General features: G+C 73.3%; 13 protein-coding genes and 1 pseudogene. 11 read left to right on the plus strand and 3 right to left on the minus strand.

The window, feature by feature from the left end:
• The 11 genes and pseudogenes from EYB28_RS20325 to EYB28_RS10455 form a co-directional block, all read left to right on the plus strand.
• Positions 1 to 125, plus strand: a pseudogene (locus EYB28_RS20325) (carbohydrate ABC transporter permease); the annotation flags it as partial.
• Positions 126 to 207: 82 nt separating this feature from the next.
• Positions 208 to 2,319: an excinuclease ABC subunit UvrC gene (gene uvrC, locus EYB28_RS10410; protein WP_166847448.1), complete on the plus strand. Its 2,112-nt coding sequence runs from the start codon at positions 208 to 210 to the stop codon at positions 2,317 to 2,319.
• Between the two features lie 174 nt (positions 2,320 to 2,493).
• On the plus strand, positions 2,494 to 3,468 hold the full coding sequence (gene rapZ, locus EYB28_RS10415; protein ID WP_166847450.1) for an RNase adapter RapZ: 975 nt from the start codon (positions 2,494 to 2,496) through the stop codon (positions 3,466 to 3,468).
• A 1-nt stretch (position 3,469) separates the two neighbouring features.
• Positions 3,470 to 4,441 (plus strand): uridine diphosphate-N-acetylglucosamine-binding protein YvcK, encoded by a 972-nt coding sequence (gene yvcK / locus EYB28_RS10420; RefSeq protein WP_166847453.1) that lies wholly within the window; start codon positions 3,470 to 3,472, stop codon positions 4,439 to 4,441.
• 79 nt (positions 4,442 to 4,520) lie between these two features.
• On the plus strand, positions 4,521 to 5,501 hold the full coding sequence (gene whiA, locus EYB28_RS10425) for a DNA-binding protein WhiA (protein WP_166847456.1): 981 nt from the start codon (positions 4,521 to 4,523) through the stop codon (positions 5,499 to 5,501).
• A 258-nt stretch (positions 5,502 to 5,759) separates the two neighbouring features.
• Positions 5,760 to 6,764 carry a type I glyceraldehyde-3-phosphate dehydrogenase gene (gene gap, locus EYB28_RS10430; RefSeq protein WP_166847459.1) on the plus strand — a complete coding sequence of 335 codons (1,005 nt, stop codon included), beginning with the start codon at positions 5,760 to 5,762 and terminating at the stop codon, positions 6,762 to 6,764.
• 201 nt (positions 6,765 to 6,965) lie between these two features.
• The gene (pgk, locus tag EYB28_RS10435) at positions 6,966 to 8,165 is read left to right on the plus strand and encodes a phosphoglycerate kinase (protein WP_166847462.1); all 1,200 of its coding nucleotides are present in this window, start codon (positions 6,966 to 6,968) and stop codon (positions 8,163 to 8,165) included.
• A gap of 166 nt (positions 8,166 to 8,331) precedes the next feature.
• The gene (gene tpiA / locus EYB28_RS10440; RefSeq protein WP_240930722.1) at positions 8,332 to 9,099 is read left to right on the plus strand and encodes a triose-phosphate isomerase; all 768 of its coding nucleotides are present in this window, start codon (positions 8,332 to 8,334) and stop codon (positions 9,097 to 9,099) included.
• Positions 9,100 to 9,270: 171 nt separating this feature from the next.
• The gene (gene secG, locus EYB28_RS10445; RefSeq protein ID WP_166847468.1) at positions 9,271 to 9,513 is read left to right on the plus strand and encodes a preprotein translocase subunit SecG; all 243 of its coding nucleotides are present in this window, start codon (positions 9,271 to 9,273) and stop codon (positions 9,511 to 9,513) included.
• A gap of 152 nt (positions 9,514 to 9,665) precedes the next feature.
• Positions 9,666 to 10,031 (plus strand): RNA polymerase-binding protein RbpA, encoded by a 366-nt coding sequence (locus EYB28_RS10450; protein WP_166847470.1) that lies wholly within the window; start codon positions 9,666 to 9,668, stop codon positions 10,029 to 10,031.
• Positions 10,032 to 10,110: 79 nt separating this feature from the next.
• Positions 10,111 to 10,995, plus strand: coding sequence for a phenylalanine 4-monooxygenase (locus EYB28_RS10455; protein ID WP_166847473.1), 885 nt, complete (start codon positions 10,111 to 10,113; stop codon positions 10,993 to 10,995).
• A gap of 55 nt (positions 10,996 to 11,050) precedes the next feature.
• On the opposite strand, the gene pgl is transcribed toward EYB28_RS10455, so the two are convergent.
• The 3 genes from pgl to zwf all read right to left on the minus strand — a co-directional run bounded on the left by pgl (position 11,051) and on the right by zwf (position 14,422).
• Entirely contained in the window at positions 11,051 to 11,839 is a 789-nt protein-coding gene (pgl, locus tag EYB28_RS10460) for a 6-phosphogluconolactonase (RefSeq protein ID WP_166847476.1), read from the minus strand.
• Positions 11,836 to 12,771, minus strand: a complete 936-nt coding sequence (locus EYB28_RS10465) for a glucose-6-phosphate dehydrogenase assembly protein OpcA (protein WP_166847479.1) — start codon at positions 12,769 to 12,771, stop codon at positions 11,836 to 11,838. Before EYB28_RS10465 ends, pgl begins: the two co-directional genes overlap by 4 nt.
• Before the next feature lie 103 nt (positions 12,772 to 12,874).
• Positions 12,875 to 14,422 (minus strand): glucose-6-phosphate dehydrogenase, encoded by a 1,548-nt coding sequence (zwf, locus tag EYB28_RS10470; RefSeq protein WP_166847482.1) that lies wholly within the window; start codon positions 14,420 to 14,422, stop codon positions 12,875 to 12,877.
• Positions 14,423 to 14,465 lie beyond the last annotated feature (43 nt).

The following is a 14,465-nucleotide window of genomic DNA, read 5'->3' on the forward strand; positions in this document are numbered from 1 at the left end:
GGTACGCGGTCGACTTCGGGGCGATGTTCGCCGCCGTGGTCATCACCATCGTGCCGGTGCTCATCGCCTACCTGATCTTCCAGCGCCAGCTCCAGGGCTCCGTCACCCAGGGAACGATGAAGTAGGAGGTCGCGCGGTCGCGGGGCGGGCAGGAGGCCCCGCGACCGCGGGCCGGGGACGTCGGTGCCCTGGCCTACCCTGGCGTGCATGGCAGACCCAGCGACGTACCGCCCGAAGCCGGGGGAGATCCCGACCTCGCCGGGGGTCTACCGCTTCCGGGACCCGCACGGGCGGGTGATCTACGTCGGCAAGGCGAAGAACCTCCGGGCGCGGCTGTCGAGCTACTTCCAGGACGTCGCGCACCTGCACCACCGCACGCAGACGATGGTGACCACCGCCGCCTCGGTGGAGTGGACCGTCGTCGGCACGGAGGTGGAGGCGCTCGCCCTCGAGTACTCGTGGATCAAGGAGTTCGACCCGCGGTTCAACGTGAAGTACCGCGACGACAAGTCGTACCCCTACCTGGCGGTCACGATGGCCGACGCCGTCCCGCGGGCGCAGGTGATGCGGGGCGCCAAGCGGCCCGGCAACCGGTACTTCGGCCCGTACGGGCACGCGTGGGCCATCCGCGAGACCCTCGACCTGCTGCTGCGGGTGTTCCCTGTCCGCACCTGCTCGGCCGGCGTCTACAAGCGGGCGCACGCCAGCGGCCGGCCGTGCCTGCTGGGGTACATCGACAAGTGCTCCGCGCCGTGCGTGGGCCGGATCTCCGAGGCCGACCACAAGCAGCTCGCGCAGGACTTCTGCGACTTCATGGCCGGCGACACGGGCCGGTTCGAGCGGCGGCTCACGGAGCGGATGACCGAGGCGGCGCGAAACCTCGAGTACGAGCAGGCCGCGCGGCTGCGCGACGACATCGCCGCGCTGCGGCGGGCCACGGAGAAGAACGCCGTCGTCCTGCCCGACGCCACGGACGTCGACGTCTTCGCTCTCGTCGGCGACGAGCTGGAGGCCGCCGTCCAGGTGTTCCACGTGCGCGGCGGCCGCATCCGTGGGCAGCGCGGCTGGGTGGTCGAGAAGGTCGAGGACGTCACGGACGCCGAGCTCGTCGAGCACCTGCTGCAGCAGGTCTACGGCGCGGCCGACGACGCGCGCGCCTCCGCGGGGTCGTCCGACGACCCGGAGACCCGTGCGCGTGCCCGTGCCGAGGCACGGGACGCGGTGCCGCGCGAGGTGCTCGTGCCGGTGCTCCCGCCCGACCCGGAGCAGATGGCGACGTGGCTCGGCGGGCTGCGGGGGGCGCGCGTGGACCTGCGGGTGGCGCAGCGCGGCCCCAAGCGCGAGCTCGCCGGGACGGTGCGGGCCAACGCCGAGCACGCGCTCGCCCTGCACCGGACACGACGGGCCGGCGACCTCACCACCCGGAGCCAGGCGCTGCGGGAGATCCAGGAGGCCCTGGAGCTCGACTCGGCGCCGCTGCGGATCGAGTGCTACGACGTGTCCCACACCCAGGGCTCGTACCAGTCCGCGTCCATGGTCGTCTTCGAGGACGGGCTGCCGCGCAAGAGCGAGTACCGCTCGTTCTCCGTGCGGGGCCCCGACGGCGACGGCGCGCGCGACGACACGGCCGCGATGCACGAGGTGATCACCCGCCGGTTCAGGCGCTACCTCGCCGACCGGCTCGCCTCCGGCGAGGTCGAGCTGGACGACAGCGACGAGGACAGGGGCGAGCACGGCGGGGCCGGCGCCGCGGGCGGCCTGCGGTCCGGTGAGGTCGCTGCCGAGCCGGAGGAGCAGCGCAAGCGCTTCGCCTACCCGCCGAACCTCGTGGTCGTGGACGGCGGTCCTCCGCAGGTCGCCGCCGCCGCCCGTGCGCTCGACGAGCTCGGCATCACCGACGTCGCGCTGTGCGGGCTCGCCAAGCGGCTGGAGGAGGTGTGGGTGCCGGGGGAGGACTACCCCGTGATCCTGCAGCGGTCCTCGGAGGGCCTGTACCTGCTGCAGCGCGTCCGCGACGAGGCGCACCGCTTCGCGATCGCGCAGCACCGGCGCCGCCGGAGCAAGGGGATGACGTCGTCCGTGCTCGACGACGTCCCCGGCCTGGGACCCGCCCGCCGCAAGGCGCTGCTCGAGCGCTTCGGCTCGGTGAAGCGGCTCCGGGCCGCGGACGTCACCGAGATCGCCGAGGTCCCGGGCGTCGGGCGCCGCACGGCCGAGGCGGTCGTCGCGGCCCTGGCCGGCACGGGAGGCTCGGAGCCGCCGCGGGCCAGCGCGCCGAGCGACCCGGGCCGGCGGAGCGCTGGCATGCTGGACGCATGAGCGCGAGGAGCCCCCGCGGAGGGATGCCGAGGGACGAGGTGTGCCGGAGCGAGGCACCGCAGCGATCGTGCAGGAGGGACACCTTATGAGCGCGAGGAGCCCCCGCGGAGGGATGCCGAGGAACGAGGTGTGCCGGAGCGAGGCACCGCAGCGATCGTGCAGGGAGGACTCCGCATGAGCGACCCGTCGCGCCCCACGCCGGACACCCCGCCGTCCGCGGAACCGTCCCCGACCACGGTCCCGCAGGGCATCCCCGAGATCGAGGCGGCGACCCCCGCGCCGGAGCCCGCCGAGCCCGAGGTCGTGGTGATCACCGGGATGTCGGGTGCCGGGCGCAGCCGTGCGGCGGGCGTGCTGGAGGACCTCGACTGGTACGTGGTGGACAACCTCCCGCCGATGATGATCGTCCCGCTGGTGGACCTCATGACGCGGGCGGGCTCGTCCGTCGAGCGGCTGGCCGTGGTGGTCGACGTGCGCGGCCGCGAGTACTTCTCGCAGCTCAGCGAGGTGCTGGAGCACCTGCGCGACGCGGGCGTCTACTACCGCATCGTGTACCTGGACGCTAGCGACGAGGTGCTCGTCCGCCGCTACGAGAGCGTGCGGCGCCCGCACCCCCTTCAGGGCGAGGGGCGGATCCTGGACGGCATCGCGGACGAGCGCCGGGCGCTGGCCTCGATCGCCGAGCGGGCCGACGTCGTCATCGACACCTCGGGCATGTCGGTGCACGACCTGGCGCGTGAGGTGCGTGCGTCGGTCGCGCAGGGCGCCCCCGAGGCGCTGCGCGTGAACGTGCTCGCCTTCGGCTTCAAGTACGGGCTCCCGCTGGACGCCGACCACGTCGTCGACGTGCGGTTCCTGGCCAACCCGTACTGGATCACCGAGCTGCGCCACCTGACCGGCCGCGACGCCCCCGTGCGCGACTACGTGCTCGCCCGCCCCGGGGCGCGCGAGTTCATCGACCGCTACGTGTCGGCGCTCGAGCCGGTCCTCGCGGGATACCTCAGCGAGGAGAAGCGGTACGTGACGATCGCGGTCGGGTGCACCGGCGGCAAGCACCGCTCGGTGGCGATCGCGGGCGAGATCGGGCGTCGGCTGGGCGAGGCCGGGCAGCGCGTGACCGTGACCGCGCGGGACCTCGGGAAGGAGTGACGTGGGGCGCACGACGTCGAGCGCGCCGGCGGTCGTGGCGCTGGGCGGGGGGCACGGGCTGTCCGCCAGCCTGTCGGCCCTGCGGCTCATGTCCGACCGGCTCACGGCCGTGGTGACGGTCGCCGACGACGGCGGCTCGTCGGGCCGGCTGCGCGAGGAGCTCGACGTGCTGCCGCCGGGCGACCTGCGCATGGCGCTGGCGGCGCTGTGCGACGACTCGGACTGGGGGCGCACCTGGAGCGACCTGCTGCAGCACCGGTTCGTCTCGTCGGGCCACCTGGACAACCACGCGATGGGCAACCTCATGATCGTCGCCCTGTGGGAGCAGCTGGGCGACACCGTCGCGGGCCTCGACTGGGTGGGCAGGCTGCTGGGGGCGCGCGGGCGCGTGCTCCCGATGGCGTCGGTGCCGCTGGTGGTCGAGGCCGACGTCCACCGCGACGGCGACGACGGGGCGGTGGCGCGCGAGACGGTCGTCGGGCAGAGCAGGGTGGCCGTCACCGACGGGAGGATCGAGCAGCTCCGGCTGGTGCCGGCCGACCCGCCGGCGTGCGCGGAGGCCGTCGAGGCCGTGCGCGCGGCGGACTGGGTCGTGCTCGGGCCCGGCTCGTGGTATTCGTCCGTCCTCGTGCACCTGCTGGTGCCGGAGCTCGCCGCCGCGCTGCACGAGACCGACGCGCGGGTGTGCGTGACGCTCAACCTGTCGGCGGAGCGGGGCGAGACCCACGGCCTGTCGGCGCCCGACCACCTGGCGGCGCTGCACCGGCACGCGCCCGACCTGCGTGTGGACGCCGTCGTCGCGGACCCTTCCGCGGTCGACGACGTCGCCGCGCTGGCGGCGTCGGCGAACGGCATGGGTGCCCGGCTGCTCATGCGGCAGGTGCGGCGGGGCGACGGCAGCGCGCAGCACGACCCCCTGCGGCTGGCCGCGGCGTTCCGGGACGTGTTCGAGGGCGTGTACGGGGACGTGTGAGCGCGCGCGGTGCCGCGCCCCCCGCCCGCCGACGTTCGCCCGGGGGCCCCGGTCGGCGACGGCGTGGCAGGATGACGCCATGGCGCTGACTGCAGAGGTGAAGGACGAGCTCGCGCAGATCAAGGTGACGCGGACGTCGTGCCGCAAGGCCGAGGTCTCGGCGATGCTGCGGTTCTCCGGTGGTCTGCACATCATCTCCGGTCGCGTGGTCATCGAGGCCGAGCTGGACACGGAGTCCGCCGCCGCGCGGCTGCGGCGGGCGATCACGGACCTGTACGGGCACACGAGCGAGCTGATCGTGGTGCAGGCGGGCGGCCTGCGCAAGCACCACCGCTACGTGGTGCGGGTGGTGCGCGACGGCGAGTCGCTCGCCCGGCAGACGGGCCTGCTGGACTCGCGGGGCCGCCCGGTGCGCGGGCTGGCCCCCGAGGTGGTGTCGGCGGGCGTGGCCGAGGCGGAGGCCGTGTGGCGCGGTGCCTTCCTGGCGCACGGTTCGCTGACGGAGCCGGGGCGCTCGATGGCGCTGGAGGTGACCTGCCCGGGCCCCGAGGCGGCGCTCGCCCTGGTCGGCGCGGCCCGGCGGCTGGGCGTGCAGGGCAAGTCGCGCGAGGTCCGGGGCGTGGATCGCGTGGTCGTGCGCGACGGCGAGGCGATCAGCGAGGTCCTGCGGCGCATGGGCGCCGTCACCACGCGCGCGACCTGGGAGGAGCGCCGGGCCCGGCGGGAGGTGCGCGGCACGGCCAACCGGCTGGCGAACTTCGACGACGCGAACCTGCGCCGCTCGGCGCGTGCCGCGGTCGCGGCGGGCGCGCGCGTGCAGCGCGCCTTCGAGATCCTCGGCGACGAGGTGCCCGAGCACCTGCGCCAGGCGGGGGAGCTGCGCCTCGCGCACAAGCAGGCGTCGCTCGAGGAGCTCGGCCAGCTCGCCGACCCGCAGCTGTCGAAGGACGCGGTCGCGGGCCGTATCCGGCGGCTGCTGTCCACCGCCGACAAGAAGGCGCTCGAGCAGGGGCTGCCGGACACCGAGGCGGGGCTCTCGCCGGACCTGCTGGACCTCTGAGGCATGCCCCGCGGGCCCCGAACCGTGAGGTAAGACCACGCGTCTCACGGTCGTGACCGGGTCGGCGGGGGGTACATGTTGGGTATAGGCTCGGCACGTCAGGTGACGACGACGTGACCCCAGGCAGAACGCTCGGAGGCTTGACGTCGCGGGCGCCGGGGTCGCGCGTGAGTCATCAGCGCGTCGCTCGAGACGCGCGGAAGTCGGCATCAACCGTGTGCGCCGGACCATTCCCGGCGCGCCCTGAGGAGGGCAATCGTGACCATCCGCGTCGGGATCAACGGCTTCGGCCGGATCGGACGGAACTTCTACCGCGCTCTCACCGAGTCGGGTGCGGACATCGAGGTCGTGGGCGTCAACGACCTGACCGACAACAAGACGCTGGCCCACCTGCTGAAGTACGACACGGTGCTCGGCCGGTTCCCCAAGAACGTCGAGTTCGACGACGACAACATCATCGTCGACGGCCACAAGATCCGCGCCCTCGCGGAGCGCGACCCGGCCAACCTGCCCTGGGGCGAGCTGGGTGCGGACATCGTCATCGAGTCCACCGGCTTCTTCACCGACGCGACCAAGGCCAAGGCGCACATCGACGCCGGCGCCAAGAAGGTCATCATCTCCGCCCCGGCGAAGAACGAGGACGCGACCTTCGTCATGGGCGTGAACAACGACCAGTACGACCCGGCCGCGCACCACGTGATCTCCAACGCGTCGTGCACCACCAACTGCCTGGCGCCGCTGGCCAAGGCCCTCAACGACTCGATCGGCATCGAGCGTGGCCTGATGACCACGATCCACGCCTACACGGGTGACCAGAACCTGCAGGACGGCCCGCACAAGGACCTGCGCCGTGCGCGTGCCGCCGCCCAGAACCTGGTGCCGACCTCGACCGGTGCGGCCAAGGCGGTCTCCCTGGTGCTGCCGGAGCTCAAGGGCAAGCTCGACGGCTACGCCGTGCGCGTCCCGGTGATCACCGGCTCGGCCACCGACCTCACCTTCGAGGCCTCGAAGGAGGTCACGGTCGACGAGGTCAACGCCGCCGTGAAGGCCGCCGCCGAGGGCCCGCTCAAGGGTGTGCTCGAGTACGTCGAGGACGACATCGTCTCCTCGGACATCGTGACCGACCCGCACCAGAGCATCTTCGACGCGAAGCTCACCAAGGTGATCGGCAACCAGGTCAAGGTCGTCTCCTGGTACGACAACGAGTGGGGCTACTCGAACTCCCTCGTCGCGCTGACGACCTTCGTCGGCGAGAAGCTCTGACCCGCCCGGGCGACCGAGCGTGAGCCACGACGTCCGCGTGAGCGCCGCCACGGCGGCTGCGCACGCGGACGTCGTCGCGTGCGCGGGCTGCGACACCCGCGCACGCCCCCTCCGGCCGCTCTCCGCCCGCTCGGTCGCGGGGCGCCACCCGGCGGCCCCGCCCACCCCTCGTATCCGCTCCGACCTGGACAAGGTGTGCCCATGAAGACCATCGACTCCCTCGGCGACCTGCGCGGCAAGCGCGTCCTCGTCCGCTCCGACTTCAACGTGCCGCTGGACGGCACCACCATCACCGACGACGGCCGCATCCGCGCCGCGCTGCCCACCTTGCGCCGTCTCGCGGACGCCGGCGCCCGCGTCGTCGTCACCGCCCACCTGGGTCGTCCGAAGGGCACCCCGGATGCGGCGTACTCCCTGGCCCCCGTCGCCGCCCGGCTGGGCGAGCTGCTCGGCAAGGAGGTCCGGCTCGCCGAGGACGTGACGGGTCCGTCGGCGCAGGCGACCGTGGCCGGCCTGTCCGACGGTGAGGTCGCGCTCGTGGAGAACGTGCGCTTCGACGCCCGCGAGACCTCGAAGGTCGACGCGGAGCGCGAGGAGCTGGCAGGCGAGCTCGCCGCCCTGGCCGACGCGTTCGTCTCGGACGGGTTCGGGGTCGTGCACCGCAAGCAGGCGTCGGTGTACGACGTCGCGAAGGTGCTGCCGGCGGCGGCGGGCGACCTCGTGCTCACGGAGGTCGAGTCGCTCTCGCGCGCCACCACCGACCCGCAGCGCCCGTACGCGGTCGTCCTCGGCGGGTCGAAGGTGTCCGACAAGCTCGGGGTGATCGAGAACCTCCTGACCAAGGCGGACCGCCTGCTCATCGGTGGCGGGATGGTCTTCACCTTCCTCGCCGCGCAGGGCCACTCGGTCGGCTCCTCCCTGCTCGAGGAGGACCAGGTCGACACGGTCAAGGGCTACCTGGCCGACGCGGAGAAGAACGGCGTCGAGATCGTGCTGCCGACCGACATCGTCGCGGCCGACTCGTTCGCCGCCGACGCCCGGCACCGCACGGTGCCGGCGGACGCCATCCCGGATGGCACCATGGGCCTGGACATCGGCCCGGCCTCGGGCGCGGAGTTCGCCGCCAAGCTGGCCGACGCGAAGACGATCGCCTGGAACGGCCCCATGGGCGTGTTCGAGTTCGACGCGTTCGCGGGCGGCACGCGCGCCGTCGCCCAGGGGATCGTCGACGCGACCGCGGCGGGCGCCTTCTCGATCGTGGGCGGCGGGGACTCGGCGGCCGCCGTGCGTGCGCTCGGCTTCGACGAGGCCGGCTTCAGCCACATCTCCACCGGCGGCGGCGCGAGCCTCGAGCTGCTCGAGGGCAAGGTCCTGCCGGGCCTGCAGGTCCTGGAGGACTGAGCCGGAGCGCAGCAGAGGGTGAGGGCCGAGGAACGAGGCGCTCGCCCGGCGCGGAGCGCAGGCACGGGCCGACCGTGAACACCGCGGCTGAGCCGGCGCGCCGCCCGCAACCCACCCGTACGACCCAGAACGAGGAGCCACCGTGGCCACGAACCGCACGCCCCTGATGGCGGGCAACTGGAAGATGAACCTGGACCACACCGAGGCGATCGCCACGGTGCAGAAGCTCGCGTGGACGCTCAAGGACGCGAAGCACGACTACGCCGAGGTCGAGGTGGCGGTCCTGACGCCGTTCACGGACCTGCGCTCCGTGCAGACGCTCGTCGACGCGGACAAGCTGGACGTGCGCTACGGCGCGCAGGACGTGTCCGCGCACGCGTCGGGCGCGTACACCGGCGAGGTGTCGGGCCCGATGCTGTCGCGCCTCGGTTGCACCTACGTCGCGGTGGGCCACTCCGAGCGCCGCGAGTACCACGCCGAGGACGACGCCCTGGTGAACGCCAAGGTGCGCGCCGCGTTCGAGCACGGTCTCGTGCCGATCCTGTGCGTCGGCGAGGGCCTGGACGTCCGCAAGGCGGGCGACCAGGTGTCGTACACGCTGGCGCAGCTCGACGGCGCCCTCGCGGACGTGCCGGCCGAGCAGGTCGCGTCCGTGGTGGTCGCGTACGAGCCCGTGTGGGCCATCGGCACGGGCGAGGTGGCCACGCCCGAGGACGCCCAGGAGGTCTGCGGCGCGATCCGCGGCCGCCTGGCCGAGCTCTACGACGCCGAGCTGGCGTCGGGCGTCCGGGTCCTGTACGGGGGCTCGGTGAAGTCGGGGAACGTCGCGCAGATCATGGCGCAGCCCGACGTCGACGGCGCCCTGGTGGGCGGCGCGAGCCTCGACCCGGTCGAGTTCGCGAAGATCGTGCGCTACCAGGCGCACGTCGCCTGAGCCGACGGCGCCTGAGACGACGGCGCGGAGAGCCTCCCGGGGTGTCACGCGGTGGAAACATCGCTGTTCGCCTCGGGAGGCTCTCGTCACATAGTCTTGACCAGGCCCCGGGGGAACGCCCGGGGTGGACCGACGCAGCAGAGACGACGAACGAGGACGGGCGAGCGCGACGTGGACGTTTTGCAGATCATCCTTCAGGTGGTGCTGGTGCTGACCAGCGCGTTCCTGATCATGCTCATCCTCATGCACAAGGGCAAGGGCGGCGGCCTGTCCGACATGTTCGGCGGCGGCATCTCGAGCGCGGCCGGGAGCTCCGGCGTGGCCGAGCGCAACCTCAACCGCATCACGGTCAGCTTCGCCCTGGTGTGGTTCGTCGTCGTCGTCCTGCTCGGGCTCATCACCAAGGTCAGCTAGCAGTTCCGTCATCGTCCGCGCGGCGGCTGCCGCCGTGCGGGAGGTGCAGGGGGCACACGTGGTGGGTCGGGGCTCGGGGGGCCGGCCACCGACAATCACGAAGATCGTCCGTGGGTGAACGCCCACTGAGTCGAAGGTGAGGACGACACGACGTGGCTACTGCCGGTCATGCGATCCGGGGCTCGCGCGTGGGCGCGGGCCCGATGGGTGAGACAGCACGAGGAGAGGCGGCGCCGCGGGTGCGGGTGCCGTACTGGTGCGCGAACGGGCACGAGACCGCCCCGAGCTTCTCGGCGGGCGAGGACGTCGAGCCCCCCGAAGTGTGGGACTGCCCGCGGTGCGGGTTCCCCGCCGGGCGTGACGCCGCCAACCCGCCGGACCCGTTGCGCAACGAGCCGTACAAGACGCACCTGGCGTACGTGAAGGAGCGCCGATCCGAGGAGGACGGCGCCGCCCTCCTGGCCGAGGCGCTGGAGACGTTGCAGGCACGCCGGTCGGGGCTGCGCAGAGCGGGGTAGGACCGCGTGGTGAGCCGCCCGGCGCCCGGGCGTCCGTGCGGGATGTCGAACGGCTCGGCCCGGGCGTAGGCTCGCCAGCATGTTCGAAGAAGGACAGTTGTACGCCCCCGTCACCGAGGACGACAAGGGCGTCACAGTACACCTGACGGACGACCACCCGGGCGCACACGATGCGGTCTACCGGCGACGTCGTGAGGAGATCGCCGGACCGGCGCTGCGGTGGACCCCGGGCGCCCCGGTTCCGACGGTCGAGTACACCGAGGAGGAGAACGAGATCTGGCGCAGGGTCAGCGAGGAGCTTGCGCCGAAGCACGAACGGCTCGCGATCCGCGGGTTCCTCGAGGGCAAGGAGGACCTCGGCCTGCCGACCGACCGCGTGCCGCAGCTCGACGAGGTGAGCGCACGCCTCACGGAGCTCAGCGACTTCCGGCTTCACCCGGCCGCCGGCCTGGTGCCGCTGGACGTGTTCTACGGGTCGCTGGCCGACGGGGTGTTCCACTCCACGCAGTACCTGCGCCACGGCTCGCAGCCCCTGTACACGCCGGAGCCGGACATCATCCACGAGATCGTCGGGCACGGGAACCTGCTGGCGAACCCGCGGATCGCCGAGGTGAAGCGGCGCGCGGGGGAGGCGGCCCGCCGCTGCGAGACCGCCGAGGGCCTCCAGTTCGTCGCCGACGTCTTCTGGTTCACCATCGAGTTCGGCGTCATGTACGAGGACGGTGAGCTGCGCTGCTACGGCGCCGGGCTGCTCTCGTCGTACGGCGAGATCGAGGAGTTCCGGGACGCGACCATCCTGCCGCTCGACTTCCACGCCATGGGCACGGTCGAGTACGACATCTCGCACTACCAGCCGACGTTGTTCGCGTGCGACGGGATGAACGAGCTCACCGAGCGGGTCGGCGAGTTCTTCGCCGAGTTCGACGACGAGACTCCCGCGCGGCTGGCGGCCGCCCGCGCCTGACAGCTCCCACCGCGGCCTCGGGGCGGGACGACCCGCCCCGAGGCCGCCGACGCGGTCAGCCCCGCGAGGGTGCGGTGGCGCCGGCGGCGGCCGCGTCCAGCAGCCAGAGGGTGCGCTCGCTCCCGGTCGCGCCGGCGGCGGGGACCTCGGCGACGGGTCCGCGAGCGAGTGCGGCGGCGGCCTGCGCGGACTTCTCCGCGCCCGCCGCCACGACCCACACCTCCCGCGCGCGCCGGACGGCGTCGAACGTCAGGGAGACGCGCTCCGGCGGCGGCTTGGGCGAGCCGTGCACGCCCACCGCGACGCCAGCGGCGCCGAGGGCCTCGTGCCCGGGGAAGAGGGAGGCGACGTGCCCGTCGGGGCCCATGCCCAGCAGCAGGACGTCGAACCGGGGGAGCGGGTCGCCGTACCGGGCGAGCTCGGTGGCGTAGGCGGCCGCGGACTCCTCCGGCGTCGTGACGGTCGCGCCGTCGACGACCGTCCCCGGTGCCGGCATCTCGTGCACGTGGGCCGGCGGGAGGCCGGAGTCGGCGACGAGGGTGTCGAGGAGCGCTGCCCGGGCCTGCGTGGCGTTCCGGTCGGGGTCGCCGTCGGGCAGGAACCGCTCGTCGCCCCACCACAGGTGCACGGCGGACCAGTCGACGGCGCCGCGCAGCGGGCTGTCGGCGACCGCCGCGAGCGTGCGGATGCCGACCGTCCCGCCCGTGAGCACCACGTGCACGGGGCTGCGCACGGACTGCACGTCCAGAAGACGGGTGAGGAGCCGGGCGGCGGCCGCCTGCGCCAGGGTGCCGGCGTCCGGGTGGACGACGACGAGCGGGTCGTGCGGTGCGGGCGTGCTCACGCGTTCTCCCGCACCGTCTCGACCAGGGCGAGGCCCCGGGTGAGGACCTCGCCGTAGAGCTCGTCGGGGTCGAGCCGGCGCAGCTCCTCGATGAGCGCCTCGCTGAGCGTCCGGATCGGCAGCGACACGCGGCGGTCCGGCTTGCCCGGCTCGGTGATCGTCACGAGCCGGCCGTCGGGGCGGTCGAGCACGATCGGGCCGCTGTCGCGCTCGAGGGTGACGCGGGTGATGGCGTCGGCGTCGGGGACGCGCACCACCGTCGCGGGGCACTGGAGCTTGAGCCCGAGCCAGGCGGCGAGGAGGTCCAGCGACGTGTGCTGCTCCTCGCCCTCGACGCGTACCGCGGTGACCGGCTCGTACGGCGGCTGGTCGAGCGCGGCGGCGATCAGCCCGCGCCACAGCGTGTCGCGCGCCCAGGCGAGGTCGGTGTCGCCGGGGCGGAAGCCGCTGGCGAGCCGGTCCAGCATCGCCACGGGCTGGTCCGCGGCCGTGGTGCAGGTGATGCGTCGCTGCGCCATGCCCCCGACGGGGTGCGCCGACGGGACGTCGGGCCCGCCGCCGGGCCACCACACGACGATGGGCGCGTCCGGCAGCAGGAGCGGCATGACGAGGGTGTCGGTGCGCTCGAGCATCTCGCCCGAGGCGCGCAGGACCACGACCTCCGACGCTCCCGCGTCGCCGCCCACGCGGATCTCGGCGTCGAGCCGGGCGGGGGAGTCCTGCTCCGGGAGGGGAAGCACCACGACCACGCGGCAGGGGTGCTCGTGGCTGGCGTGGTTCGCGGCGTCGATCGCGCTCTCGACGTCGGCCTCGTCGGCGAGGACGAGCAGGGTCAGGACGCGGCCGAGGGCGACGGCGCCGCCCTCGTCGCGCAGGCGGTCGAGCCGCTTGCCGACGGCGTTCGTCGTCGTGTCCGGCATGTCGATGATCATCGGAGGTCTCCTCTGCGGTGGCCGCCGCGGGCCCCCGCCCGCGTCTCGGCGTCGTGCGGGTCCGTGCCCACGGGAGGGCTGACGGGGATGCTCGGGGGCATCGTCACGGGCGTCGCCAGGCGCGGCCGTCGCGGGCCATCATGGCGTCGGCGGACGACGGCCCCCAGGACCCGGAGGGGTACGGCTCGGGCGCCGTGCCCGACGCGGCCCAGTGCTCGATGATCGGGTCGAGGATCTTCCAGGACAGCTCGACCTCCTCCCGGGTGGGGAAGAGGGGCGGGTCGCCGAGGAGGACGTCGAGGATGAGCCGCTCGTACGCCTCGGGGGAGGACTCGGTGAACGAGTGGCCGTAGCCGAAGTCCATCGTGACGTCCCGGACCTCCATCGCGGTGCCGGGGACCTTGGCGCCGAACCGCAGCGTCACGCCCTCGTCCGGCTGCACGCGGATGACCAGCGCGTTGCTGCCGAGCTCGGAGGTGAGCGAGGACTCGAACGGCAGGTGGGGCGCCTTCTTGAACACGACGGCGACCTCGGTGACGCGCCGGCCGAGCCGCTTGCCGGTGCGCAGGTAGAACGGCACGCCGGCCCAGCGCCGGTTGTCGACGTCGAGGCGGACGGCCGCGAACGTCTCCGTCGTGGACTCGGGGTTGAAGCCCTCCTCCTCGAGGAAGCCGACGACCTTCTCGCCGCCCTGCCACGCGGCGGTGTACTGGCCGCGGGCGGTGTGGTCGGACAGCTCGCCGTCGGGGTGGCGCACGGACGACAGCAGCTTGATCTTCTCCGCGCGCAGCGCCGCGGCGTCGAAGTTCACCGGCTCCTCCATCGCGACGAGGGCGAGGAGCTGCAGGAGGTGGTTCTGGATCACGTCGCGGGCGGCGCCGATGCCGTCGTAGTAGCCGGCGCGCCCACCGATGCCGATGTCCTCGGCCATGGTGATCTGCACGTGGTCGACGTGGTTGCTGTTCCACAGCGGCTCGAACAGCTGGTTGGCGAACCGCAGGGCGAGGAGGTTCTGGACGGTCTCCTTGCCGAGGTAGTGGTCGATGCGGAACACCGACTCGGGGTCGAAGACCTCCGAGACCACGGAGTCCAGCTCGCGCGCGCTGGCCAGGTCGTGCCCGAACGGCTTCTCGATGACGACCCGCCGCCACGTGTCGTCCGAGGGCCGGGACAGGCCCGACTCGGACAGCTGGCGGCACACGAGCGGGAACGCGCCGGGCGGCACGGACAGGTAGAAGGCGTGGTTGCCGCCGGTGCCGCGCTCGGCGTCGAGGTCCTCGACCGTCTGCCGCAGGCGGTCGAAGGCCGCGTCGTCGTCGAACGAGCCCTGCACGAAGCGGATGCCCTCCGCGAGCTGCTTCCAGGTCGCCTCCCGGAACGGGGTGCGGGCGTGCTCCTTGACCGCGTCGTGCACGACCTGGGCGAAGTCCTGGTCCTCCCAGTCACGCCGTGCGAAGCCGGTGAGCGCGAAGCCGGGCGGCAGCAGGCCGCGGTTCGCCAGGTCGTACACGGCGGGCATGAGCTTCTTGCGCGACAGGTCGCCGGTGACCCCGAAGATCACCAGGCCGCAGGGCCCGGCGATGCGGGGGAGGCGCAGGTCCAGCGGGTCGCGCAGCGGGTTGTGCTCGGCGGTGATGTTCGCGGGTGTCACGGTGTCCCGTCTCTCGTGCGGTGGTGTGGGCTGCGCCGGGCGT

Origin of the sequence: Isoptericola sp. BMS4 (assembly GCF_011634835.1) — a bacterium.
Classification (GTDB): Bacteria; Actinomycetota; Actinomycetes; order Actinomycetales; family Cellulomonadaceae; genus Isoptericola.

Coding starts and splice junctions, on each gene's coding strand:
- whiA (WP_166847456.1), top strand. CDS start 4,521: ATGGCGCTGACTGCAGAGGTGAAGGACGAGCTCGCGCAGATCAAGGTG.
- EYB28_RS10455 (WP_166847473.1), top strand. CDS start 10,111: ATGTTCGAAGAAGGACAGTTGTACGCCCCCGTCACCGAGGACGACAAG.
- tpiA (WP_240930722.1), top strand. CDS start 8,332: ATGGCGGGCAACTGGAAGATGAACCTGGACCACACCGAGGCGATCGCC.
- pgk (WP_166847462.1), top strand. CDS start 6,966: ATGAAGACCATCGACTCCCTCGGCGACCTGCGCGGCAAGCGCGTCCTC.
- EYB28_RS10465 (WP_166847479.1), bottom strand. CDS start 12,771: ATGATCATCGACATGCCGGACACGACGACGAACGCCGTCGGCAAGCGG.
- uvrC (WP_166847448.1), top strand. CDS start 208: ATGGCAGACCCAGCGACGTACCGCCCGAAGCCGGGGGAGATCCCGACC.
- rapZ (WP_166847450.1), top strand. CDS start 2,494: ATGAGCGACCCGTCGCGCCCCACGCCGGACACCCCGCCGTCCGCGGAA.